The sequence below is a fragment of the Pectobacterium hainanensis genome, assembly GCF_046237015.1.
In the GTDB taxonomy this organism is placed as follows: Bacteria; Pseudomonadota; Gammaproteobacteria; order Enterobacterales; family Enterobacteriaceae; genus JBJYIN01.
This window is the reverse complement of sequence record NZ_JBJYIN010000003.1, coordinates 227018-252677: the sequence shown is the minus strand read 5'-3', so window position 1 is coordinate 252677 and position 25660 is coordinate 227018. Positions and strand designations below refer to the sequence as shown.

Genomic DNA, 25660 nt, shown 5'->3' with positions numbered 1-25660 from the left:
GCGGTTATGACATGGAAATTTGGGTGCTGTGCCGTAGGCAAATACGGCACTAGCCGCGTAAGCGTCGGCGAGGCATTACCTGCTTTTGATAGCGGATTGGTGTAATACCATAGCGTTGTGAAAAGGTTTTTGTCAGGTGAGCCTGATCGGTGAGGCCGACGGCAAGGGCAACCTGTGCGGCAGGCATGCCGTATGTCAGCATCTGCTTGGCTTCATACAGACGGATAGCCATTAACATTTGATGAGGCGTGACGTGGAACTGAGCCTTGAATTGACGCAAAAAGTGGTATGGGCTGAGTGCAACCAAGGATGAAAGCTCGTTCAATGTCACGGTCCTGGCAAAATTATCCCGCAGATAGGTTTTCACTATGTCAAATCGGTGCGTCGGTTCGGCAATGGCTTGGTGTGCAATACGGGCATGTGGACGGAACAGTGAAATCAGCGACAGCATCAGACTTTCGCTGGCGAGTGCGTCGGTGGTTTGCCAAAGGCCAGACAGCGTGAGCGCCAGTTGGCGAGCCCTGCCGGGATCGTGGCGCACAACATCGGTGAACCACCACCCTTTCTCGCCCGATAGTGTTTCCAGCGTTTCCGGACGGATATAAATCATGCGGTAACGCCACCCGTCTTCTGTCATTGACTGACCGGTATGCAGTTCATCCGGGTTCATTAACACCAGTGAATTTACTGAGGCGACGTGTTTTGCACCACGATAACGGAAGGCTTCGGCACCGGCGTCAATGGTGCCAATACCAAATGCTTCGTGGGTATGGGGTTCAAAGGCGTAGCGAGATACATGCGCATGGTAAAGCTCGATACCGGGGAGCGTCGGATGATGCCGAAACTGCGCATAGTCTTTTTCATCGGTAAAGTGTTCAGGAACGCCCTGCATAATACCTTTCCATTACGATTTCTGGCGATAAGCCTGATAACCATAAACGACCGCCTGGAAGTATGCCAAGAAAATTGATGGGCAAGAAGGAAGACGTAGCATCTTCCGGTCACCTAAGAACTTAGGCATACAGAAAAAGCGAAAGAGAATTTTTATCAGGTTAAGACGAAGTAAGAAGCTAATAATGTTAATAATTTCAAATCGTTATTTTCTTTAGTTTAAAAGGGCATAACAAAAACTATTTCTGTATTTGTCCTGAGCGCCATTCCTTCGTATCTATATACCGAATGTCTGAAAAGCTTTGAGTATCAGGCTGAAATGTAATACCAACGATGGGGTGAAAAGTGAACTTTCAGCAACTGAAAATTATTCGTGAATCTGCACGTTGCAACTACAACCTGACTGAGGTGGCCAATACATTGTTCACATCGCAGTCGGGGGTGAGTCGGCATATTCGTGAGCTGGAAGAAGAATTAGGGATTGAAATATTCGTCCGTCGCGGGAAGCGATTACTGGGTATGACGGAGCCAGGCAAGGAACTGCTGATTGTCGCCGAACGAATCCTGAATGATGCGGGTAATATCCGCCGTCTGGCCAATGTATTCACCAATAATGACACTGGGCAACTGGTGATCGCAACCACGCACACACAGGCGCGTTATAGTCTGCCGAATGTGATCAAGGAATTTCGGGCATTGTATCCACAGGTTCGTTTGGTGCTGAATCAGGGTACGCCGGATGAAATTGTGGCAATGCTGCATTCAGGCGAGGCAGATATCGGTATTGCCAGTGAACGCTTGATTAACGATGTTGCGCTGGCCGCTTTTCCCTATTACCGCTGGCACCATTCGATCATTGTGCCGGAAAATCATCCACTGGTAGAGGAGTCGGTATTGACGCTGGAGACACTCAATACCATGCCGCTGATTACTTATCGTCAAGGTATTACCGGGCGTTCTCGACTGGATCGTGCTTTTCAGGCTGCCGGTCTGTCACCGGATATTACTCTGAGCGCACAGGATTCTGATGTGATTAAAACCTATGTTGAATTGGGGCTTGGCGTCGGCATTGTCGCGGATCGCTCTTATGATCCAGAGCGCGATAAGGGGTTAGTCAAACTAAATGCGGAACACTTATTTGAAGCGAATACCGTTTGGTTGGGATTGAAGAAGCACCAACTTCAGCGCAATTATGCCTGGAAGTTTATTCAGCTTTGTAATACCGAGTTGTCGCTTGACGATATCAAAGATCGTGTGTTTACGGACAGTGAAGCACCGATTATTGATTATCAAATTTAGGGCGCGTTTTCTGACGTGTCTGGCGTGGTTTACCGCCAGCAGGTTTTGCTTGCTGGCTGACAACCTGATAACGGGTATTCCCGTTTTGTTTGTTTTATTCCTGTCTTCGTCTGGGCGATAACGTGGTCTGCTGGTTAGCATAACTATGATTTGCCTTGATGATAATCCGCTTGATCTCACCGTATGGGGATAGTAGCATCCCAGTTATAACAATAACTTATGTTTGGTGTTTTGTTTTTAGATACAAATACTTGTGCGTTTTAATTGAATAACTATGTGATTCATTCTGCACTCAGGTAGAGAAAAAAAGCAGCCATCTGTTCATCAAACATACTCGATTCTTATCACCTCCACGCTAATTTTACGGCTCAATGTTAGCCGGAATTTGCGCGATCGCCATTCGTTCGTGGCGAGGAGTTTTAAAACGGAAAATCACAATGAAAGTCCAAAAAATCAGCCTGGCCTGGCAAATTCTTATCGCATTGATTCTGGGGATCGCACTCGGTGCGGTGCTACATGAACAGGCAGAGAGTCGCCAGTGGCTCATTAGCAATATTCTTAGCCCCGCAGGCGATATCTTCATCCGTCTGATTAAAATGATTGTGGTTCCGATTGTTATTGCCACGCTGATTGTGGGTATCGCCGGCGTGGGTGACGCAAAGAAACTGGGGCGTATCGGTCTTAAGACCATAGTTTATTTTGAAATCATTACGACGGTTGCCATTGTTCTTGGCATCACCCTCGCGAATGTTTTCCAGCCGGGACATGGCATTGATATGTCGATGCTGACGTCTGTTGATATCTCGCAATATGAAAAAACCACCGAGCAGGTTCAGAGTGGTTCACATAGTTTAGTGAGCACCATCCTGTCGCTGATTCCACCGAATATTTTTGCCGCTATTGCCCGAGGCGATATGCTGCCGATTATTTTCTTCTCGGTGCTGTTTGGACTGGGCTTATCCTCTTTGCCTAAAGATCATCGTGACCCGTTGCTAAATGTATTTCGGGGCGTCTCTGAAACGATGTTCAAAGTGACGCATATGATCATGCGCTACGCGCCGGTAGGGGTGTTTGCCTTGATTTCTGTCACCGTTGCCAACTTCGGTTTTGCCTCTCTGTGGCCGTTGGCTAAGCTGGTGATTCTGGTTTATGCCTCGATTCTATTTTTTGCATTGGTGGTGCTGGGTTGTGTGGCGCGTGTATGCAAATTACGCGTGACGATGCTTATTCGTATTCTGAAAGATGAATTGATCCTTGCTTATTCCACGGCCAGCTCAGAGACGGTGTTGCCACGAATTATTGAAAAGATGGAGGCGTATGGCGCGCCGAAATCGATCACCAGCTTTGTGGTACCCACGGGCTATTCTTTCAACCTTGATGGTTCTACGTTATATCAAAGTATCGCGGCGATTTTTATTGCGCAGCTATATGGCATTGAGCTGTCGATTGGGCAGGAAATTGTACTGGTATTGACGTTGATGCTAACGTCAAAAGGCATTGCTGGCGTACCGGGCGTGTCGTTTGTCGTACTGCTGGCAACGTTGGGTAGCGTTGGTATTCCATTGGAGGGGTTGGCGTTTATCGCAGGGGTTGACCGTATTCTGGATATGGCGCGAACGGCATTGAATGTTGTGGGTAATGCGCTGGCCGTGCTGGTGATCGCCAAATGGGAAAACCAGTTTGATGAGAAGAAAGCGCGTGCTTATGAAAACGAAATAAAAGGAATAAATACACAAACCGCGCATCAGGAGTAAAAGAAGAAACGTTTCGAGGCGGATCGCCGAGCGTCAGGTTAAATACGGTTGATTCGGTCTAAGTACGCGTTTGTATTATGCCCCGGTTGGTTATTTCCGGGGCATGGTTGTTATGCTGCCCGATCATCTTTCAGATGAGGTAATGTCACTCGTTCCTGAGTGCGCCATAAGGCGTTTCTGATCCGATCTTTATCGATGTGGAAAGGCAGTAGTGCCGCAATTTTTGAGGCGATCTTTACTTCCTGCGCAATAGCATCAACCAACGTGGGATGTGCATCCAGGCCCAGCGACGATAGCGTCAGCGGGCTGCCATAGCGATGGAGTTGCGATAGTAGAGGTTCCCTTTTCTGAACGTCGTCATGCTCAAGGTAAGCCTGTACTGTCAGGCCAAACCCTACCTTTTCACCGTGTAACCAATCATGAAGTTCGGGTAAGCGCGTCATGCTGTTATGAATCGCATGCGCAACGCCCACTCGGGGAATGTCATCTTTCATGCTGTTTGCCACACCAGCCAGTGCAATAACGGCATCAATAACTTTGCGTAAGGCCGGAGTGACCTGCTTCCGTTCATTATCCTGAATGGCTTGATCGGCGTAGGCGGTGAAGGTATCGACGGCCAGTTTAGCGGCTTGAGCTTTCAACGCTAACGCCAGACTATCATCGCCGTTGCGTAAATAAGGCTGGAATTCATACCACTTTGCCAATGCATCCACGATACCCGCTTTGAGATAACGTGTTGAACTTTGTGCTATCACTTCGCTGTCTACCAATACCCACACCGGTAACCGCCTTAGCGCGATGGCTCCGTGGTGCGCACCAGTCTCGCTATAAATCACGCTAATGGGCGACCATGCTGCACAGGTTGCTGCAATGGTGGGGACGGTAATCACAGGAATTTGACCCAACACTTCGCCAACGGCTTTCGCTGAATCCAATACTCTTCCACCACCGATGCCTAAAATTAGCTCGGCGTTTAGTTCACGAGCCTGGGCAGTCAGTTCTTCAATGACTCGCTTGGTGCAGTAGCCGGAGAGGAATGCAATCTGATAAATCAATCCCTGCTGTTTCAGACTGTGCTCGACGCGTTCTGCTGTTGCTTGCCAGGCTTGGTGACTGGTCACGATCAGAATAGTTTTGGCATAAGGCGTAATGAATTCACCAACAGAGTGAATAACGCCATCACGATTCAGGTAGGTTTCTGGTGCTTGAATTGCAATCATGTATGCGGTCTCTATAAGGTGAAGGAAGGTGATTGCCTTGTTGTAACAGCGATGGACATCACAACAAAGGAACAATTCTGGTTATGTATGAGTGCAATTTGCATAACCAGAACCACGACGATTTGTTTAGCGTTGCATTCCCCAGCGTTTTACCGTGAATTTCTCAATGCTGGAAAAAATGAGCCCTTCAACCAGCAAACCGATGATAATGACGGAAGCCAAACCGGCAAACACGCGGTCGGTGTAGAGTTCATTACGGTTCTGAAAAATGTACCAGCCTAATCCACCGTTGCCGCTGGACGCGCCGAAAACCAGTTCGGCAGCAATCAGCGTACGCCAGGCAAATGCCCAGCCAATTTTCAGTCCCGATAAGATGGAGGGCAAAGCAGCAGGAACCAGAATGTAAGTGACGTAGCGGCGGCCAGTCAGACCATAATTCCGTCCCGTCATGCGCAGTGTTTCGGAAACGCTGAGAAAGCCGGAATAGGTGTTGAGCGCCATCGGCCACATGACGGAATGCACAAGTACAAAAACCAGGCTTTTCTCGCCCAGGCCAAACCACAACAATGCCAGCGGCAGTAAGGCGATGGCGGGTAAAGGATTAAACATGGATGTTAAGGTGGCCAGCAGGTCACGACCAATACGGGTTGATACTGCTAACGCGCTGAGCCCCAACGCAAGTAGGCTACCGATAACATACCCTTTCACCAATGTACTGAGTGAAACCAACACTTTGCTTGGCAGTTCACCGCTGGTCAGATCTTCACGAAAGGCGCTAAGCGTTTGTAGAAAGCCGGGGAACATTAACTCATTGTTTTGCCAACGTGCGCCCAATTCCCATAAAACGATTAATCCGCACAAAATGACAGTTTTCCGCAGCCAGGCCTGATTCCATAGCCGGGTAACGAGAGGCAAAGGCAGGGCCAACGTAATATTTTTAAGTGGCGCGAGTTCACGCTGATACTCTGGCCGCACGGGGGGATGGGTATTCATCGTATTTACCTTGACGCGAGTGAATAGGAGATGGCGCGGTGCCTTCATTGGGAAACAACAGATGATGAATTCGCTGAGCCGTTGCCTGAAATGCTTCGCTTCCTTGATCGTCCATCGTAAATTGGTGGCAGTTAATCTCAGCCCGAACCCGACCAGGATGAGGAGAAAGCAAAAGTACACGGCTGCCGACGATCAATGCCTCTTCAATAGAATGCGTTACAAATAGCAGCGTGAAGCGTACCTCGTCCCACAGCGAGAGTAACTCCTCTTGCATTTTGCGGCGGGTTAGCGCATCCAATGCGGCAAAAGGTTCATCCATTAACAAGACTTTGGGCTGCATGGCTAACGCTCTGGCAATGGCGACGCGTTGCTTCATGCCACCTGATAGCGTATGGGGATAAGCATCGGCGAATGAGGTCAATCCAACCTTATCCAGAAAATAGAGAGCTCGTTCACGTGCCTCGGCACGGTTTGCCTGACGACTGGCGACTAACGGGAAGAGGGTATTTTCTAAAACGGTTTTCCATGGTGGAAGCTGGTCGAACTCCTGAAAAACCATAATCCGATCAGGCCCTGGTTGGGTTACTTGCTCTCCATCCAACCGGATTTCACCTTCCACTGCGGGTAAAAAACCGCCGATGGATTTTAACAGGCTGGATTTTCCACAGCCGGAAGGGCCGAGCAGTACAAAGCGATCGGCAGGAAAAACATCGAAGCTGACATCATGCGTAGCACGAACCTGCGTGCGGCGAGTACGATATTCCAACCCGACGCCGTCAATTTGTAATAGGGGCCTGTTAAGCTCATTGTTAAAAGCGTGGCGCATGAATCCTCCAGTGCACGACAGGTGGTCTTGGGCGATCAATATGTCCATTGAACAGGGCAAGATGATGAATGTGAATTAACTACCCGGCTGTTCATGAATTTCATTAAAGAAATAGTCCTTCCATGAGTCTGCCTTATTTTTCAGTATGCCAAGCTGGTGTAATTTTTCGGCGTAAACATAAGTACGCTGAGGCGTAATCGTGAAATCAATCTCTGGGTCTTCAACGATTTTCTTCACCAATGCCGGATCAAGCCGTGATTTTTCTACCCGAATATAGGTGTCGGCAGCAGCAGGCTTGTTGGCTTTGATAATCTCAGCCGCTTCAGCGAGTGCATCGTAAAAAGCGCGATAGGTTTTGGGATTCTCATCATGGAATTTTTGCGTGGTATACAGCACGTTGAACGTTGCTGGCCCGCCAAGTACATCGTAAGAGCTCAGTATTTTATGGACGTTTGCGTGCTCCAGAGCCTGATATTGGAAAGGCGGGCTGGAGAAATGCGTATTGATTTCAGAACCACCGGCAATCAGCGCGGCACTGGCATCCGGGTGGGGCAGACTGACCGTAATACTGTCAAAGCGCTTGAAATCACCAACGCCATATTGTTTTGCCGTTTCAATTTGCAGAGTGCGAGATTGGAAACCCACTCCGGCGGCGGGAACGGCGATACGGTCTTTATCACTCAGGTCGCCAATGGTTTTTACCTTTGGATTGTTACTGAGCAGGTAATTTGGCATTGAACCCAGTGACGCTATCGCTTTGACATTTTGCTTACCGCGGGTTCGATCCCATACGGTTAACATCGGTGGCACACCCGCGGATGCCACATCCAGCGCGCCGGAAAGTAGTGCTTCATTGATCGCCGTTGCGCCAGAAAGCGTACGCCAGTCTACCTTAATCTCCAGCCCTTGCTGTTTACCGTGTTTTTCAATCAGATTTTGGTCGCGTACGACATCCAGTATCAAATAACCAATACCAAATTGCTGTGCAATACTGATATTGCCTTCTGCATGGCTGGCAAAAGAGGTAAACATGAGCCCAAGAAGTGCCGTAGTTTGAGTGAGTCGATTAAGCTTTTTATTTTTAAATATGTGGTTCATATCTTTCCTTTTTTAATAATATTCATTTTGATTTTTATCTGATTGGCCAATATCTACATAATCATTATGAATAAATTGACTCGTTAATTTTTATGACCATGTGAATCTTATTTTTTATTGTCATCGCTTGATAAAGCTTTTTTTGGAATAACTTAGATGTTTTTCGATTTTTATCTATGGGATCCGTTTTATTGTGCCGCGAGATATGCTTTAGCTGAAAATCTCATATCGATAGTTTTATTTCTCAGTTATGTATCAAAACCGGCGAGTTATAGTGAGGGCTCTCTTTTATTTTATGTTACGAGGCTGCTATGCCTGTGTTCAGTCACTATTATTTACGTGATTTTTTGCGTGATAAATTGGTTGAGATTCATGTTGATAATACGGTAGCCAACGTGGTGGCGGATAATCTGGTTGAATCGAGTCTTAAAGGTCATGATTCACATGGTGTCAGCATGCTGCCGCGCTATATTGCTGCTATTCATGAAGGAGGATTATCGCCTCATGCGAATGCAGAGAAAACGCTGGATTTTGGCCCTTTGATTTCCTTTAACGGCCATCATGGATTTGGACAGGTGGTCGCACAACAGGCGTTGACTCAGGGTATTGAGCGTGCGCAATCTCAAGGGATCGCGGTTGTCAGTCTTGCTGATGCCCATCATTTAGGGCGCATTGGTGCATGGGCGGAGCAAGCTGCCCGCGCAGGCTTAGTTTCGCTGCACTTTGCCAACGTTTATACCAAGCCCGTGGTTCTTCCCTGGCAGGGGCAGTACCCGCGTTTTGGCACAAATCCATTTTGTGTCGGTGTGCCGGTAGACGGTGAGGATCCCGTTATTCTGGATTTTGCCACCAGCGTTATTGCAGGTAATAAAGCGAGAATTGCATGGAATGAGGGCAAATTACTGGCAGCTGGCGCGATTGTCGATAATCAAGGTAATCCTGCCGTTGATCCTCGTTGGTTGATGGAAGAGCCGTTAGGGGCATTATTACCGTTTGGACAACATAAAGGATCGGGGTTATCTCTGATTTGCTCGTTATTAGGCGCGGCGTTAACTGGCGGAAAAACAGAACGGACGGCAACAGGGGAAGGCAAGCGGATTATTAATAGTATGCTGTCTATTTTAATTGATCCACAACGGCTTGGTGGCGCGGAAACGTATCAAAATGAAATCCCAGCGTTATTAGCTTGGGTCAGGCAATCACGTGACGATGATGCATTACTTTTGCCGGGTGATGCGGAAAAGAAACATTATCGTCATCGTATTAAAAATGGAATTTATGTTGATGACACCAGTTGGAAACAACTTTTCGAATTAAACCAACAAGCCGCTTAATTATCTGATGAGTTATCAGTATATAAAAACGTGCGCTGCGTTTTAATTTTTTATTTACTTTCAAGGAGAACATGATGCATCTCGCCCGCTTTCCCCGTTTATCTCTGGGACACTTTCCTACGCCGCTTGAGGTGCTGCCGCATCTGACTGCCTACTTAGGCGGACCGACGATTTATATCAAACGTGATGACGCGACCGGCTTGGCGACGGGAGGCAACAAGACGCGCAAATTGGAGTTTTTGTTAGCGGATGCCCAACAGCAGGGGGCTGATGTCATTATCACTCAGGGGGCGACGCAGTCTAACCATGTTCGTCAAACTATTGCCGCTGCGGCAAAGTTGGGGCTTAAAACGAAAGTGCTGTTGGAACAGCGAGTGAGTAAGTACGGAGAGGACTACCAGCGATCGGGCAATATTTTACTGGATAACTTATTGGGTGGTGAGGTGGTTGAGCACTTGCCTGCCGGTACCAATATGCAACAGGCGATGGAAGCACTCGCTGATTCCTTACGCAAGGAAGGGTTCAAACCCTATGTCATCCCAGGAGGCGGTTCTAATCCGATTGGCGCATTGGGTTATGTGGCCTGTGCCGAAGAATTGCTGTTTCAATCTAGCCAACAGCGTTTGCGCATTGATCATATTGTACATGCGACGGGAAGCACTGGCACGCAGGCGGGGTTGGTTACTGGCTTAACCGCAACGAACAGCCAGATCCCTTTGCTGGGGATTAGCGTCCGAGCGCCGAGAGAACAGCAGGAAGAAAATGTCTATGCGTTGGCGCAACGCACCTGGCAACTGCTTGGGATTCCTGGCTCGATCCCCCGCGATACGGTTAAGGTGAATAGTGACTATGTCGGGGATGGATACGGTATTCCAACGGATGGAACGTTGGAAGCACTAACGTTATTGGCGCGATTGGAAGGTATTTTGCTCGATCCTGTTTATTCCGGTAAAGGCATGGCTGGGTTAATCGATTTGATCCGTCGCGGCTATTTTCATCCTGATGAGAATATTGTGTTCATTCATACCGGTGGCGCTGCCGGACTTTTTGGCTATCGCCAACTGCTGGAAAATACGTCACTCTGATGAAGATTACACCAGATAAAGCCATCTTGATCGGTGTGTTGGGTGGCATGGGACCGCTGGCTACGGTCGATCTGTTGCAAAAAATTATTGAGCAAACACCAGCCAATTGCGATCAAGAACATGTTCCGATTATTGCCTGGAATGTGCCGCAGATCCCCGACCGACAACGGGCATTGGCAGGAACCGGTGAGTCGCCACTACCGGTATTATTATCTGCTATTCGTCAGTTAAACCAGTTACCAGTCAGCCATATCGTTATTCCGTGCAATACGGCTCATCATTGGTTTGATGAACTGGCTGCGGAAAGTGACGTGCCCGTTTTGCACATTGCTGACGCTACGTTGGCTTGGACTGAACAGTTTGCCAGCGTTAGCCTGCAAGCACAGCAAAAGATTGGACTCATTGCCACGCAAGGCACGCTTAGCGCCGGGTGGTATCAGCAACGGTTTGCGGCGAAAGGCGTGGTGACGCTGGAGCCAAACGAACAGGAAATGAATAGTCTATTTGTGCCGGGTTGCTATGCCGTGAAACGCGGTGAGTTACAACGCGGAGGGGAATTACTGGAACAATTGGCACTGCGGCTTATTGAGCGCGGGGCGCAAAGGTTAGTTCTGGCCTGCACAGAAGTTCCTCTGGCGTTGACGGCGGTGAAGTCACGTTGGTTGGATATCAGTATTGATCCCACACAGGCGTTAGCTCAGGTCTGTGTCGATTTGTGGTCCCATACCGTGAAATCGGGTGAGGTGTCGCGCTGAGGCTGAATGATTTAGGGTGTAAAGACGGATAAATAAAAAAGCCGCTCGAGAAATCGAACGGCTTTTTGTGTCACACAATATCGTTAGATAAAGCCGTACATTGCAGCAAATACCCAGCCAAAGACGCAGGAAGTACTTACCCCGATCAAACCTGGCAGAATAAAGCTGTGGTTAATAACGAAACGACCAATCTTGGTGGTGCCTGAACGGTCAAACTGAATGGCAGCCAAGTCGCTTGGGTACGTTGGCAGAATGTAATAACCGTAACAAGCTGGTGCAGACGCGACGATATAAGCCGGATCAACACCGATAGCCAACGCGACAGGCACAATCGCAGCCAATGCCGCAGCCTGAGAGTTAACGAACTTCGATACAATCAACAGAATGATGGCATAGGCCCATGGGTAAACTTTAACCAGTGAACCCAAGGTCGCTTTGATTTGATCCAAATGTGCGCCGAACATGGTTTCTGCCATCCAGGCAATACCATACACCGCCACAATGGCGATCATCCCGGAGCGGAACACTTCATTCTTGGAAATTGATGAGGGATTCGTTTTGGTGGCGATAATGATAATGGCACCAGAAAACAGCATGAACATCTGAATAACCAGAACCATGGATAATGGTTTGCCTGCAAAGACCGGACGCAATTCTTCGACAGCACCCAGAATAGCAACCGCGGCGATGGTGGCTAAAAAGATCCACATGGCGATCCAATTGCTGCGAGGCAATTTTTTATCCAACAGCGTGGCGGTGTCACCATAAACATAGTGCTTGTTTTCTGGATCGGCGATGAATTTCTGGAAGTCTTCATCTTTATCCAAGTCTTTACCACGGAACCAACTGAAAATACCGATAGCCAGAATACCCAGTAAGGTAGAGGGAATGGTAATTGACAGCAGGTCAAGGAAACCGAGGTGTTTCCCCTGGAAGGTGAAATTACCCAACATGGCAACCAGTGACACCACGGCAACGGAGACCGGGCTGGCAATGATACCCATTTGTGCACCGATGGAACTCGCCGCCATAGGACGTTCAGGACGGATATTATTTTTGATAGCGACATCATAAATAATTGGCAGGATGGTATAAACCACATGGCCAGTACCGCACAGGATGGTCAGGATACAGGTCACAAACGGCGCAATAATCGAAACATACTTCGGATTACGGCGCAGCAGCTTTTCTGCGATCTGTAGCATAACATCCAGACCCCCTGAGGCCTGAAGCGTTGCGGATGCGGCTACCACTGCAATGATAACCAGCATGACGTCGACGGGTGGTTTACCCGGTTGAAGTTGAAAAACAAATACCAGAATGACCAGTCCTATACCGCCTAATAAACCTAGCGCGATCCCACCTTTTCTAGCACCGTAGAAAAGACAGATCAGGACGATGACTAATTGAATGATAAAGTCCATAGATACCCCATTGCTCAAAATGACGAGTTAATTAATTAGGTTGTCTTACCTTCGTCGCGGGTACTATAGGGATTATTTGTTATTCATTTTCTTGATCTACATCTATTAATTTTTATGTTTCTAATTTTTACGCGAAATAAAGGAACTAGCTCTCAATAATTATTCTCTTGTGGTTTATTTACTTTTTTAAGTGTAAAATTACTTTTTTAATAAATGATGAATTAAACAAAATCGACATTAAGTTAATATATTTGATAAATATTGGTTTTTTATTTAATTGTTGTTCTATTTTTGTTGTTTATTGGTTTTTATTTATGGGCTGTTTTGTTCTGTTTTTGATATGATAATCCACCTTGTGATAGGTGCGAAATACCCAATAATGAGTATTTTGATCTTATCCATTTGATTTTAAATGATTATTTATTTCTTTGTGAACTTAAATCCCTTTTGTTATTGAATGTCAATAATGACAGGCAGTTATTGGTATTAGCCAATGATAATGATTGATTTTCTCTCCCTTTTTTTATCTAAAGTTGCTTTTATTATCTGTTTTAATTCTTTGCTATATTGTTTTAATAAACGGTTTTTATAGTGTTGTAAGTTATTAGGGTAATAATTTTATAAAATTTTTTAGAATATATTTTAATTTGACCACTCCTGAAAATAAATCGCATGGCGCAGTCAGATTGCTGACGTTAGCGGAATAAATGGCGTGTCTGTCCACCGAGAGTTCGAACGGTGGGAACGCCAGAATACGCGCCCGAAAGGTATGACAACCCTATACATGAATGAAGTAGGTTGATAGCTGATGTAGGGTTTGTTCATCCAGTGTGCCAGCATAGTAACGTAACTGTAGCCAGGCGGTTAGCCACGTATAGCGAGCTTCGGAGAGGTCGCGTCTCGCGCCATACAATTGCTGTTCTGCATTGAGTACATCGAGGTTAACGCGTTCTCCGCCTTGTACACTTTTTTGCGTCGCAGTGACCAGCGCCAGAGCCGATTGCTCTGCTAATTCATATGCCCGAATTTTTGCCTGACTACTGGTCACCAAATTAAACTGGCGACGTAATTCAATTTGAATGGTCGCAGTTTGCTCGTCTTTTTCTTTGGCCGCTTGTTGATAGCGCGCCTGAGCCTGACGTGTCGCAGCGGAAACACCGCCTCCGGCAAAAATAGGCACGCTAATTCGAATACCGATTGAGCGGGTATCATATTTCTGGTTATAACTGCTCTCGGTATCGGATTGGGTATGGCGTGTGCTGGCAACGAATGTGACTTGTGGCAGATGACCCGCCCGATTACGTTCAATACTGTATTTTGCTACGGCGAGTGATTGGCCCAGCGCCAGTAATTGCGCATTATGGCGAGCCGCGAGTGATTGCCAGTGTTGGTAATTGGCGGGCTGAAGTTGTCTCGGTGTGAAACGCGGAGTGAGTTCAGCAAGTTGTCCGGCGGTGATGGGGATACCCAATAAGGTTTCGAGTTCGCGCAGGCTGATATCGAGATTATCTTGTGCTTCAATCAGTTGAGCATCGGTGAGGTTGAGCCTGGCTTCCGTTTCCAGAATGTCAGTGCGTGTCCCTTCGCCTTGCTGATATAAACGCTGGTTAAGTTGGTATTGTTCCCGATATGCCCGCTGCTGAGCCTGAACCAACGTAATTTGTTCCCGGCTGAATAGCACGTTGCTGTAGGACTGAAATAAACGGACCAGCAGTTGCTGGCTTTGATCGCGCAATTGTTCATCTGCTAGTACGGCACTGGCTTCCCCCTGCTGGTAACGTGACCAGGCTTCATAATCCAACAGTGGTTGTTGCAAGGTGAAGCTGGAGGCGTGGCTGTTATAGTCTCGTTCAGCTTTCTGGGCATTGCTGGTTACCGTTGAATCGTTACGGGACTGACTATAGTCGTAGGTGATGGTCGGCAATAGTCCCGCTCGTCCGATATGTTTTTCTTCTACACCAGCATTACGTGCATGAATAGCGGCCTGAAAGGTGGGATCGTGGGCTAAGGCTAAATGCCAGGCTTCCATTAACCCCAATGCCTGACTTGATGTTCCGTAACCTAATGCGAAAAAACAAAATAACCACCGATAATGGCGTATCGCTTGAATATATAAAAAACGCAGCATGATTATTCCTCGGTCAGAGCGATATGCAAACGATCCAATAGCGGCTTAAACAGATAATTAAGCAACGAGCGTTCTCCTGTTCGTACAAATGCTTCGACCGGCATGCCGGGGCGAACAGCAAGATCAGAAAACGGCTGTTTTTCTTGTTCATCAACGCGAATTCGTAGGGCGTAGTAGGGTTTTCCCGTCTGTTGATCGAGAAGCTGATCGGCGCCGATCAGTATCACAGTGCCGGAGAAACGTGGCGTTGTGGCTTGATTAAATGCGGGAAATAGCAGTTCTACCGGCAAACCTTCCGTTACCCTGTCTACCAGCTCAATGGGGAGCTGGGCATCAATGAGCAGCGGTTGCCCATTGGGGACAATTTCCATCAGAACCTGTCCAGGGCTAACGACGCCGCCTTCGGTGTGCAGCGTTAACCCAACAACAGTGCCGCTAACAGGAGCGCGGATCTGCGTGTTTTGCAATTCATATTCCGCAGAGGTCAGTCGGTGTGTCATATCCTGAATAGACCGTTGAAGTTCGGTAAGCTGTGTACGCACATCCTTTTGATACTCGTTCTGGCGCTGTTGGATTTTTTCTTCCAGCTCAATGACCTGTTGGTGTATCTGCACCATATTGTTGCGTTCTTGTGCAATGCTACCAGCTAACTGTGCAGCCTGACGTTCGACGTCAAGTAAACGGTTACGGGCGATATAGCCTTCCAATGCCAGCGGGCGTAATCCTTGTAATTGTTGGTTGATAATGTGGTATTGCGTTTGATTACTCGTAAGCAGTGCCTGGGCACCGTGCCATTGTGCGTTAGCCCCGATGATGGCAGCCTGCATTGCGGCAATCTCCTGCTGGATTGCCGCTCGGCGACTGACAAAGAGTTGCTGTTGTGCTGCCTGAATTTGCTGAGAACGTAATCCGGTGGTTAATGGCATTTCGGAAAAGGGGATCGCGGCTAAATTGTCGCGTTCGGCTTTCAGTCTGACTTCACTGGTCAGCGCTTCCAGAAGTTGGGTCGATAAGTTATCGCGTTGAGCCTGGGCTGGTGTTTGATCTAACGTCGCGAGCGTTTGTCCAGCCTGTACCTGTTCACCGTCGCGCACGGCTAGCGTTGCAATACGACCACCGTTGACCGGTTGTACGGCCTTTCGGTTATCGGCGACAATGACCCGTCCTGATACTGCGACACCTTTATCCAACGGGGCTAATCCGGCCCAAAGTAGCATACCGATAAAACCGAGCAGAACCAGTAATACTCCTCGTTTTAAATGGCGTCCGGCATCGGTGTGTAATGGCGTTACTGCGGCATTTCCCGTCACTGGGGCTGAGGCAATATTTGGCTGATACATTGATTTAACTGGGGCAGACATATCCATCCTCGTTAAGAAATCGAACAAGCCAGTCTCTGGCGTACACATTCCTGAATTACCCTGTGTGTGAGGGCGGTACTCTTCTTGTTATTTATCCGGCGCGGCTTTACGCGATCCTGATGCGCTATAAACCATACTTAGCCCGGATGAGCCCGGCAGGGAAGGTTTGAAAGTCTGTGTAGACGAGGGAACGGCGACTGGTTTGACGGCGGGCGGTTTTACCGGTTGTCCACGCTGGAGTTCCTTGAGTACCTGTGTGGTTTCACCGAAATACTGAATTTGCCCCGCACGTAGAACCAAAAGCTTGTTCGTGCAGGACAGGAGGCTGGCCTTGTGGGTGATCAGAATTTGTGTGCACAGAGCTTGCTGTTGAGTGGCAATCGAGGTCAGTAGCGCTTTTTCACCATCTTCATCCAGACTGGCGTTAGGCTCATCCAGTACGATCAGTTTGGGCGAGTCATAAATAGCTCGAGCCAGCGCCACCCGCTGTTTTTGTCCACCGGAGAGGCCTGCGCCTCCGTCACCCAATTGAGTATCGTAACCTTGTGGCAAACGCAGAATCATGTCATGTACGCCGGCGGCCATCGCGGCAGCCACAATTTTTTCGGCGTCAGGTCGGTTAAAACGGGCAATATTTTCGGCAATGGTACCGTTGAATAACTGCACATCCTGCGGCAGGTAACCAACGAAACGGCCCAGATTTTCTTTGTCCCATTGATGTAGATCTGCGCCATCCAACCGGACCTTACCGCTCAGTGGGGGGAGTGCCGCAATCAGCAGACGTGCCAGGGTGGATTTTCCCGATCCGGAATGCCCTAATACACCCAGTACGTCACCTGGTAATAGCTCAAAAGTGAGATTGACCAGTATCGGTGTTCGAGAATGCGGTAGGCTGGCACTGAGTTGTTCTACCTGTAATCGTCCTTGTGGAGCAGGCAATGCCATACCTGTGGTGCGGACCGGATTTTGATCCAGTAATTCGTTAAGTCGTTGCCAGGCCAATCTCGCTTGCATCCATTGTTTCCAGACGGCGATGATCTGATCGATAGGGCTTAATACCCGGCCCACCAGAATCGATCCCGCAATCATCATTCCGGGGGTAATGTCACCGTTTACCGCCAGCAGCGCACCGAGCCCGAGCATCAGTGACTGGAGTGCCAGCCGGGTACTTTTGGCCAGTGAAGTAATATTGGCGCTTTTTTCACTGGCGACATTTTGGTAATGAAGAAATTGCTGGTGTTGCGTCAGCCAGCGTTGGCGCATGGCCCCCAGCATCCCCATCGCCTCAATGGCGTCGGCATTGCGTAAATTCGCATTGGCCTGTTGAGTCGCTTGAACGGTAATTTTTGCTGCCTGCGCCAACGGTTCACGCGTTAGTCGCTGGTTTAACCATGCGAATACTATCAGGATGATGGCTCCAATCAGTGCCGTAAGCCCCAGCCATGGATGCAACAGGAAGATGACCAGTAGATAGATGGGAAACCAGGGAACATCGAAGAAAGCGAATAAAGCATTACCGGTTGCGAACTGTCGTAAGGTGGTGAGATCGCTCAGGGCTTGCCCTCCCTTGGCAGGGCCATTCTTCAGGTTATTTTCGAAAGCGGCATTATAGATCCGCTGATTAAGTTGCATATCCATTTGCGTTCCGAGGCTGATCACCACGGCGCTGCGTATCCATTCCAGTAACCCCATGAATAAAAACAGGCCTAGCGTGATTACCGTCAGCATAGCCAGCGTCATTGTGTTGCCAGAAGGCAGGACGCGATCGTAAACCTGCAACATATAAATGGCGGGAACCAGCATCAGAAGATTAATGACGGCACTGAATAGGCCAATTCCCCAGAACCCCTGACGATAGGTTGCCAGTGCGTCAATAATTTCTCTTCCTGATGAGACGGAACGGGGTGAAGGCATGGCGTATCCTTCCTCAATAAATAGGCGCGTGCCGTTAGCCATTCCGCTATTGACGAGGCTTCCCGGCAATCATTACACTTGAGTCACCGCTACGGCGCGACGTTCTCTCTGTACCGTAGCGGTGTGCTTTCAAACGGCTAAAAGGTGAGACTTTTAGCCGTTTTCTTAGGCTACCAACAGCAGATCGGCAGTATCGGCAACACCGACAACATCGATGGTGGCGTCTGTGGCAATCGCCGCATCTGCGGTGGCTGTTGCGAAGCTCAGGCTGTCCAGGCTGGCATTGATATCAATACCGGCGCTGGTTAAGGCCGTCAGAAGAGGTTGGACATCACCACTCATCAGACCATAGACCACATCGTGGACAACACCACGGTTATCAAGCGTCAAGTTGGCCACGTCGGTTGACAGGTCTAATCCGCTGAAGGTCACTTCCGGTTCGGCGAGAGAATAGGTGGTTCCTTCCGTGGTCCCCCCTTTCAACACATTCCCAAATGAAAGACTATCGAGATCGCCATACAGGGTATGCGCAGGAGAGGAGAAAAGGGTGTAGGTCAGATCACCTTCGGCAATGAGTGCAGAAAACTCATTTTGCGTACTGGTAATACCATATTGAGTTCCGTCTATAAATGTATCGCCACCGTAGAAGCCGCCAGTATTGTTTCCTCCGACCTCTGTATTGCCTGCCGTATGTTCAACATCGCCGAACGCGGCTGACCATTCAGTCAGATAATCGGTAATACTATAATTGGCGTAGTAGCTATCGTAGGTAATTGCAAAACTCATAACAGACTCCTCATTAACTAACGATTGATATACACGGTAACCCGTGTATGCCACGAAAGGCGTCGGTTGATTACCGTCGCCTTTGCTTTCCTGTTATCTACCCGAGATAACAGAGAAATCAGAATCTATATTCCATCCCAGCCTGTACGGTTCTTCCTCTGCTTGGGGTATACCCTAATGATTCTCCGTAGCTGACGATGTAAGCACGGTTAGCGATGTTTTCTACCGAACCTCGTAGGGTCAAGCTGTCGGTAAGGCGGTAACTGGCATACAGGTCATATACCTGATATTTAGGCCAGTCAGCCAGATAGGCTGAGTTGCTGGGCGCGGTGGTGTCCTGATAGCCGGGCGCAAAACGCATCGTGACCCCCATATCCAGTTTTCTGTCGAAAGCACGGGCACCCAGCGTCACCGATCCGCGATCGCCAGGCAGATAGGCGGCATTGCTAAAGAGCAGTGTTTTCTGGCAGTAGAAATCGCTGGCGGACGTATCCACAGGCGTGGAGTAATAGTTGTTCCGGGTGCCGCCGACGGTTGTCACACCGCCTAGCCAGGCAACGGGCGCACAGAAATCGTTATTACCGATCATGTGTGTGTAGGTGGCATCAACGTAGAGAAAACCGGCGTCGTAGTTCAATTGATATTCCAGTCCACGGAAACGACTTTGCGCCAGATTATTTTGGAATACCGCATTACTGAGGGAATAACCGTTATATCCCGGCTTATTTCTGGCTCCATTCAGACTGATGTAATTGCTGATCTTGGTATCGAAATAAGAGACTTTAGCAACGATCCGATCGCCTTCAAGCAGGAGATCTGGATGTTGGATATTGAAACCGACTTCCCATGCTCGGGAACGCTCCGGTTTTAAATTAGGGTTGGGATAAAGATAATAATTACCCGCACTATATGTGCCATTGGCAAACGATTCGCTGACTGAAGGCGGACGCCACGATAATCCGTAGCTGGTATACAGTTGCAGCCAGTCCACGCCCGGCTTGATTCCGGCAAACAAGGTGGGTGATATCTTGCCGTGTTCGTCATTTACATCCCAATCCTGTGTGACGTCTTTGGTCAGCGGTGTGCAAAGCGCAATGGAACGTTTGTCACAGGGGGCATCAATGGTGTAGTTAATTTCTTTATAACTGATGCTGGTCGTGCCGCGCAGCCGGTAACGATCGTAGCGCATCCCACCATGCAAGGTGAGCCAGTCGTCATAAGCGTAATTAAGGTTGGCAAATAAGCTGGCCATTGTGCGATTGCCTTCTGGCGTCGCATTACTTGCGCTGCTGCTGTCACTGTTGGTTGTAATCTTGTCGTAGTAAAGTTCCGTACCGTAATCGGCACTGAGCTCATGTGCGCCACTGAACCAGAGTTTTGATGTATTTTGCGCCTGTAACCCATAGGTGCGAAGTCGGGTTCGCTCGCTATAGGCACTGTTGCTTGACGTTGAATAGTTGTATGTATCGTTGTCTGTATCGGCGTAATAGATTTTTGTTTTAAAATCCAGCCAGTCTTGGTTATCAGGGTTCAGGCTATAGTCCAGCGCGACATTACGGGCCATGATTTCGCTGTGACCGCTGGCTTTCCAGCCTAATTCAGTGTTCGACATGTCAGACAAAGTGCCCGTGTTCTCACTGGAGGTTTGCGTCTGCATATAGCTGAGCTGAATTCTTTGGTTTGCGGGCATATTCCAGCCAATTTTGGCTAACCTTGAGCGCATGGTATAAGCCGCATTGGTGACTTTCTGGTGTTTTAAGTTCTCAGCCAGTTCATTGTAATTATTCGCGCTACCGGGGATTCGGATATTACCGAGGTTGCCGTCGTTACCCGGCCAATAGTCACCTAAATGGCGTTCACTGGCACCGATCAGAATATCGCCCGTTTCGTTGCCGAGTGCGAGGATGCTGCTACCCACAAAGTGAGTGCCGTTATCGCCAGTGCTGGCGTGCAACTTACCGCCAAGTTCTTTGCCTGGTGCCAGAAAATCACTGGCACTGGCCGTATTAAACGTAGCGACGCCACCTAGCGTCCCGGCGCTCCCCATTGAGTTGGTTGCACCTTTTTCGATGGTGACGCCGGAAAGCAATTCTGAATCGATATACATCTGCCCGTTACGTTGACCATAGCCTGTTTTCTGGAAATTCTGCCGAACACCGTCGATGTTCATATTGACGCGGCCAAAGTCCTGAATACCACGGATGTTCACCGAAAGTGCCGGGTCTTGTTGACTGACACTGGAGTAAACGCCAGTGGATTGCTCCAGCAAGTCAGCGGCGTGGCGAGCGGGACGATTATCCATTTGCTCACGAGATACCACGCTGATAGCTCGCGGCTGTTCATAGATCCAATCGCCTGCGTTGGCAACGCTGAGCGCGCGCACCACCATGGTGTCATCGATTTTGACGCTATCGACATTATCCTGATGGGGATACAGGGTAATAACGCCAGCGGGCGTGATTTGGAAATTAACGGGATTGTTGCCAATTAACTGGCGTAGCCCTTGATCGGGTGTTACTTGCCCTTGTAACGGGCTGGCCTGCATGTTCTCCAGTTTTACATCAGCAAAGAACACCTGTAGCCCCGCCTGTTCTGCAAAACGCAAAAGTGCTGTATGTAAAGGTTGTGCGCCGATGGAGAAAGCGATTGTTCTACCTGACTGTGTCTGAGGTTTGGTTGTCGCCTGAGTTTCTGCTTGTGCGTAGGGTTGCGGACCTAATAACGAAAGCGCGATCCCAACGGCAAGCGAGAGTTTACTGACCGGTAACAAAGGGAATTGTTGATTTTTTAAAATACTGTCCATTTTCACCTGTTCTGCCGCCAACATCATTATCAATTAGTATCTAAAAACAAAGAGATATAAGTTTTTTGTTTCTGAATGGAAATGATAATAAAAATCATTACCTAAATATGAAGACGGTTGAGATCGTAGAACCCGTAAAAAAAGATTTAAATTTTTTCCTATAGGGTGTTGATGAGATGTGATGGTGGAAAGGTCTGGTCCGTTTAGGTCTGGGGGGATGAGAGTGCAGATCGTTTTTCTGATCTCTCGTGTCCCATTTCTGCGTTTTTTCTCAAAAATGGGACTGGCCGGAAATCGGTTAGTATAAAATGGTGACACCGGGAAGCGTGATCGTTTTCGCCCCCAGTTCAGTCGTAATGGTATTGAGCGCACCATCCAGTTCATTCAGGTAGAAAATGCCACTTACCTTGCTTTGGCGTAACGTGGTGCCTGAAATAACCACCGTTCCGCGATGATAACGGCTGATGCGGGCCACCACATCGGACAACGGTTGTTGATTGAAGATTAATAGCCCGCGTTTCCAGTCGCTACTGTTGCGACTGTCCCAGTTGGATAATCGTGTCACACCTTGATGGGTGTAGCGTGCGGCCTGTTGTTCATCGAGCTTTAGCGTTTGCTCGTTTACCGTAACCTGAACGCTGTGTTCAGTCACACCAACGGTGGTACTTTGTTCTGCGCTCTGGATTAAAAACTGAGTGCCAAGTGCTTGCGTGATACCGGATGCCGCCTCCACCATGAAGGGACGTGGTTCTGAGGCACTGACGGGTGCGGCGGTAAACCATGCGTTCCCTTGTAACAATTTTACTCGTCGCTCGTGCTGATTATAGGCAAGTGAGATGGCGCTGCCCGCGTCCATATCGACCCGACTGCCATCCGGAAGCGTAACGTGACGAACCTGATGTTCCGCTCGGTAATCCGAACTTAACATTAACCACCCATCAGAAAACCATGCCGCGCCGACACTGATTCCCAATGCCAACAATGCCGCAATTCTCCAGGGCGCAAAGCGTTTTATGGGGACGACTTGCGGTTGAAAAGATTGTTTTTGTGCTGGCGTTAATGTGCCAAGCGCTAACCAAAGCGTTTCCGCTTGCTGCAATGCAGACGTATGACGAGGGTCTTGTTGTAGCCAGTGCTGGAAGGCGTGTTCCTGATCGTCTTCCAGCGGCGCTTCTGCCAGACGGACGGCCCACAGCGCTGCCTGTTGGGTCATTTCAGGGGGGTGATCTTTCATCTGGTAGGCCTGGTTTTTATAGGGTCTCTAAATAAGTAGACGTCTGATCGTGATAAACCCGTAAATATTTTGTGATTATTTTTCAGGTTAATCGAATCGTTATCATGACATTCAGGGCATTCGCGAGATGCTTTTCTACGGTGCTAAGCGAAATATTCAACTGTTGGGCAATTTGTACTTGTGTCATGTGTTCCAATCGATGCATGCGAAATATTTGCTGTGAACGAGCGGGTAACGTAGATAGCAGCGCTGCTAATTGTTCCAACTCCTGTCGTGAGATAGCGGCCTGATCGAGTTGTGGCAGGGTATCTGGCAACTCATCCAGTCGTGCATCCGTATCGTCCATAGATGATGTCTGCTGCCAACGTTGCTGGTGACGGATGTGGTCTAGCAATAAGTTATTGGCCGTTTTATAGAGATACGCTTTCTTATCTTCTACATCATCATTTTGTTCCAGTCGCTGCGCCAGACGTAGGAAACTTTCCTGCACTAAATCCGCCGCAGTCTGTGGGTCACGCAGTTTATGATTAAGATACCGCTCTAACCGCTGGGCATAGTGGTTAAAAAGCACTCTGAGTTCAGACTCTGACATCCAACGTCCCGTCAGGTGACTTATCCCCCTGGGATGCAACGGCGCTTTGCTTCCCGATGATCACGGTATGGTTTGAACATAGGGAAGGGTTCGTTTGCCTTTGTGTTGCACAGAGAAAGCGAGCAGATAAGGCCTGAATAATAAAACATGATGTAATTGATAATTATTATCACATAGAGCGATCGGGAAGAAGAGTTAAATCTTCTTCAGATTGGCGGAATTTTCTCTTCGACTACACTTATCTTTACTTATTGACTCGTGAGGATGAGGGAATGACCGAACAGGATCCGAAAGACGTCACTGTTAATGAAGGACTTGCCAAGGTTCATGAAGCTTCCGAACAGCTTACTGATGAGGAGATTGAAAAGTTGGCAGAGGAAGCCCGACAGGCCGCAACACAAACGCAAAACTCGCCAGATAAAACGCCTTAGGCTTACCGATGTGAGCAATATGGCAAGTATCTTGCAGGCGGATGATGTGTGGCTTGCGGTGTGTAAAGACACCAGTAGCTTTCTGTCTTTCTGTTTATAAGGGGAAGGGGCGCGTATGCATGACAAATTGCTTATTGAGGGGAAACTGGTCGCAGGCAAAGGTGAGATGCTGACCGTTTTCAATCCGGCTAACGGCGAAGAGATTGCCTCGATCGCACAAGCCGACCTGCACCAGGTTGATGCAGCGGTTCACGCGGCTGATACAGCGTTTGCGCAATGGGGACAGACCACACCCAAAACACGCTCTGCTTTATTACTGCAAATTGCCGATGCGATTGAAGCGCATGCTGAAGCGTTTGCTCGTCTTGAATCGCTTAACTGTGGTAAGCCCTATCATGCTGCGCTGAATGATGAGATCCCTGCGGTGGTGGATGTGTTTCGTTTCTTTGCCGGTGCGGCTCGTTGTCTGAGTGGGTCGGCGGCGGGGGAATATCTGGAAGGTCATACGTCGATGACGCGTCGCGATCCCGTTGGTGTGGTCGCATCTATCGCCCCGTGGAATTATCCGCTCATGATGGCGTCATGGAAATTGGCGCCCGCCTTGGCAGCGGGAAATTGTGTGGTGTTAAAGCCAGCGGAACAAACGCCGTTGTCCACCTTTTACCTCGCCCATTTGCTGGCTGATATTTTACCGGCCGGGGTCGTGAATATTTTGTTCGGGCGAGGCAAGGATATTGGCGATGCGTTGACGGGGCATGCGCGGGTACACATGGTGTCATTGACGGGGTCAATTCCCACAGGAGCTCACATTCTTTCCCATACGGCGTCAAGTGTAAAACGGACCCATATGGAATTGGGGGGGAAAGCGCCGGTGATCGTGTTTGACGATGCAGATATTGAACAGGTTGTTGAGGGTATCCGCAGTTTTGGTTTTTATAACGCCGGGCAGGATTGTACGGCAGCCTGTCGACTGTATGTACAACGGGCTATTTATGATGATGTCGTGGATGCGTTAGGAAAGGCGGTTGCCACGCTTGATATGGGCGATCCGTTGGCGGAGACGACGGAACTTGGCCCTCTGATTACCGAGCAACAGTTGGAAAGGGTGGAAGGTTTTGTTGAACGCGCCAGAGCGTTGCCTCACATCACGGTGGTAACCGGGGGAAAACGAGGAAAAGGAACAGGTTTCTACTTCCAGCCAACGGTGTTAGCCGGTGCGCATCAGGACGACGAAATTGTCCAGAAAGAGGTCTTTGGACCGGTGATTTCCATTACGCCATTTGATGATGAAGCGGAGGTTGTCGGCTGGGCGAATGCGTCAAATTATGGTTTGGCATCTTCTGTATGGACGCGAGATATTGGGCGAGCTCATCGTTTGGCCGCACGCCTGCAATACGGTTGCACCTGGATCAACACACACTTCATGTTAGTCAGTGAAATGCCACATGGTGGACAGAAACTGTCTGGCTATGGCAAGGATATGTCGATGTATGGATTGGAGGATTACACCATCGTGCGTCATATCATGATTAAACATTGATCGTGTGATGATTGTTATCGCATCTCTCCTCTTGTATCGGCATACACGGTAGGTTTGATGCAGGATATCTATCGGTGCACTAAAATGGTTCAACACGAACGATTAGCGTGCACACTTCCTTTGTTTTTCTCTGTTCATCCCAATTTATTTGCTATGTTTGGTGGTTAATTCCGGATATGTATATTTATTTTC

20 protein-coding genes are annotated in these 25660 nt (G+C 48.6%); 7 read left to right on the top strand and 13 right to left on the bottom strand.

Annotation, left to right across the window (positions count from 1 at the left end):
• Window positions 1–49: 49 nt before the first annotated feature.
• Window positions 50–892, bottom strand: coding sequence for an AraC family transcriptional regulator (locus ACKPVM_RS04760; protein ID WP_409307337.1), 843 nt, complete (start codon window positions 890–892; stop codon window positions 50–52).
• Between the two features lie 344 nt (window positions 893–1236).
• On the opposite strand from ACKPVM_RS04760, the gene cbl reads away from it, so the two are divergent.
• Window positions 1237–2190: an HTH-type transcriptional regulator Cbl gene (gene cbl, locus ACKPVM_RS04755; RefSeq protein ID WP_409307336.1), complete on the top strand. Its 954-nt coding sequence runs from the start codon at window positions 1237–1239 to the stop codon at window positions 2188–2190.
• 437 nt (window positions 2191–2627) lie between these two features.
• Entirely contained in the window at window positions 2628–3944 is a 1317-nt protein-coding gene (gene gltP, locus ACKPVM_RS04750; protein ID WP_409307334.1) for a glutamate/aspartate:proton symporter GltP, read from the top strand.
• A 110-nt stretch (window positions 3945–4054) separates the two neighbouring features.
• Here gltP and ACKPVM_RS04745 read toward each other — a convergent pair whose 3' ends face one another.
• The 4 genes from ACKPVM_RS04745 to ACKPVM_RS04730 all read right to left on the bottom strand — a co-directional run bounded on the left by ACKPVM_RS04745 (window position 4055) and on the right by ACKPVM_RS04730 (window position 8015).
• Window positions 4055–5164, bottom strand: a complete 1110-nt coding sequence (locus ACKPVM_RS04745; protein ID WP_409307333.1) for an iron-containing alcohol dehydrogenase family protein — start codon at window positions 5162–5164, stop codon at window positions 4055–4057.
• A gap of 126 nt (window positions 5165–5290) precedes the next feature.
• On the bottom strand, window positions 5291–6157 hold the full coding sequence (locus ACKPVM_RS04740; protein WP_409307331.1) for an ABC transporter permease: 867 nt from the start codon (window positions 6155–6157) through the stop codon (window positions 5291–5293).
• Window positions 6117–6983 (bottom strand): ABC transporter ATP-binding protein, encoded by an 867-nt coding sequence (locus ACKPVM_RS04735; protein ID WP_409307329.1) that lies wholly within the window; start codon window positions 6981–6983, stop codon window positions 6117–6119. Before ACKPVM_RS04735 ends, ACKPVM_RS04740 begins: the two co-directional genes overlap by 41 nt.
• 75 nt (window positions 6984–7058) lie before the next feature.
• Complete coding sequence (locus tag ACKPVM_RS04730) at window positions 7059–8015, bottom strand: ABC transporter substrate-binding protein (protein WP_409307401.1); 957 nt, start codon at window positions 8013–8015, stop codon at window positions 7059–7061.
• Window positions 8016–8392: 377 nt separating this feature from the next.
• On the opposite strand from ACKPVM_RS04730, the gene ACKPVM_RS04725 reads away from it, so the two are divergent.
• From ACKPVM_RS04725 to cuyB, 3 genes are all read left to right on the top strand, one after another.
• Complete coding sequence (locus ACKPVM_RS04725) at window positions 8393–9415, top strand: malate/lactate/ureidoglycolate dehydrogenase (protein WP_409307328.1); 1023 nt, start codon at window positions 8393–8395, stop codon at window positions 9413–9415.
• Window positions 9416–9489: 74 nt separating this feature from the next.
• On the top strand, window positions 9490–10500 hold the full coding sequence (gene cuyA, locus ACKPVM_RS04720; RefSeq protein ID WP_409307399.1) for a D-cysteate sulfo-lyase: 1011 nt from the start codon (window positions 9490–9492) through the stop codon (window positions 10498–10500).
• Window positions 10500–11255: a cysteate racemase gene (cuyB, locus tag ACKPVM_RS04715; RefSeq protein WP_409307327.1), complete on the top strand. Its 756-nt coding sequence runs from the start codon at window positions 10500–10502 to the stop codon at window positions 11253–11255. Before cuyA ends, cuyB begins: the two co-directional genes overlap by 1 nt.
• An 83-nt stretch (window positions 11256–11338) precedes the next feature.
• Here cuyB and ACKPVM_RS04710 read toward each other — a convergent pair whose 3' ends face one another.
• From ACKPVM_RS04710 to ACKPVM_RS04675, 8 genes are all read right to left on the bottom strand, one after another.
• Window positions 11339–12679 (bottom strand): anaerobic C4-dicarboxylate transporter, encoded by a 1341-nt coding sequence (locus ACKPVM_RS04710; protein WP_409307325.1) that lies wholly within the window; start codon window positions 12677–12679, stop codon window positions 11339–11341.
• A 778-nt stretch (window positions 12680–13457) separates the two neighbouring features.
• Window positions 13458–14807, bottom strand: coding sequence for a TolC family outer membrane protein (locus ACKPVM_RS04705; RefSeq protein WP_409307324.1), 1350 nt, complete (start codon window positions 14805–14807; stop codon window positions 13458–13460).
• A 2-nt stretch (window positions 14808–14809) separates the two neighbouring features.
• On the bottom strand, window positions 14810–16168 hold the full coding sequence (locus ACKPVM_RS04700; RefSeq protein WP_409307322.1) for an HlyD family type I secretion periplasmic adaptor subunit: 1359 nt from the start codon (window positions 16166–16168) through the stop codon (window positions 14810–14812).
• 87 nt (window positions 16169–16255) lie between these two features.
• Complete coding sequence (locus tag ACKPVM_RS04695) at window positions 16256–18082, bottom strand: type I secretion system permease/ATPase (protein WP_409307321.1); 1827 nt, start codon at window positions 18080–18082, stop codon at window positions 16256–16258.
• 165 nt (window positions 18083–18247) lie between these two features.
• The gene (locus tag ACKPVM_RS04690) at window positions 18248–18868 is read right to left on the bottom strand and encodes a heme acquisition protein HasA (protein WP_409307319.1); all 621 of its coding nucleotides are present in this window, start codon (window positions 18866–18868) and stop codon (window positions 18248–18250) included.
• A gap of 118 nt (window positions 18869–18986) precedes the next feature.
• Complete coding sequence (locus ACKPVM_RS04685; RefSeq protein ID WP_409307317.1) at window positions 18987–21671, bottom strand: TonB-dependent receptor; 2685 nt, start codon at window positions 21669–21671, stop codon at window positions 18987–18989.
• A 298-nt stretch (window positions 21672–21969) separates the two neighbouring features.
• Entirely contained in the window at window positions 21970–22905 is a 936-nt protein-coding gene (locus ACKPVM_RS04680) for a FecR family protein (protein WP_409307316.1), read from the bottom strand.
• Window positions 22906–22987: 82 nt separating this feature from the next.
• Window positions 22988–23497, bottom strand: a complete 510-nt coding sequence (locus tag ACKPVM_RS04675; protein WP_409307314.1) for an RNA polymerase sigma factor — start codon at window positions 23495–23497, stop codon at window positions 22988–22990.
• Between the two features lie 272 nt (window positions 23498–23769).
• Between ACKPVM_RS04675 and ACKPVM_RS04670 the strand changes: the two genes are divergently transcribed.
• Together ACKPVM_RS04670 and patD are read left to right on the top strand one after the other, a co-directional pair.
• Window positions 23770–23928 (top strand): hypothetical protein, encoded by a 159-nt coding sequence (locus ACKPVM_RS04670; RefSeq protein WP_409307313.1) that lies wholly within the window; start codon window positions 23770–23772, stop codon window positions 23926–23928.
• Between the two features lie 115 nt (window positions 23929–24043).
• Window positions 24044–25468, top strand: coding sequence for an aminobutyraldehyde dehydrogenase (gene patD, locus ACKPVM_RS04665; protein ID WP_409307311.1), 1425 nt, complete (start codon window positions 24044–24046; stop codon window positions 25466–25468).
• The last annotated feature ends 192 nt before the right edge of the window (window positions 25469–25660 follow it).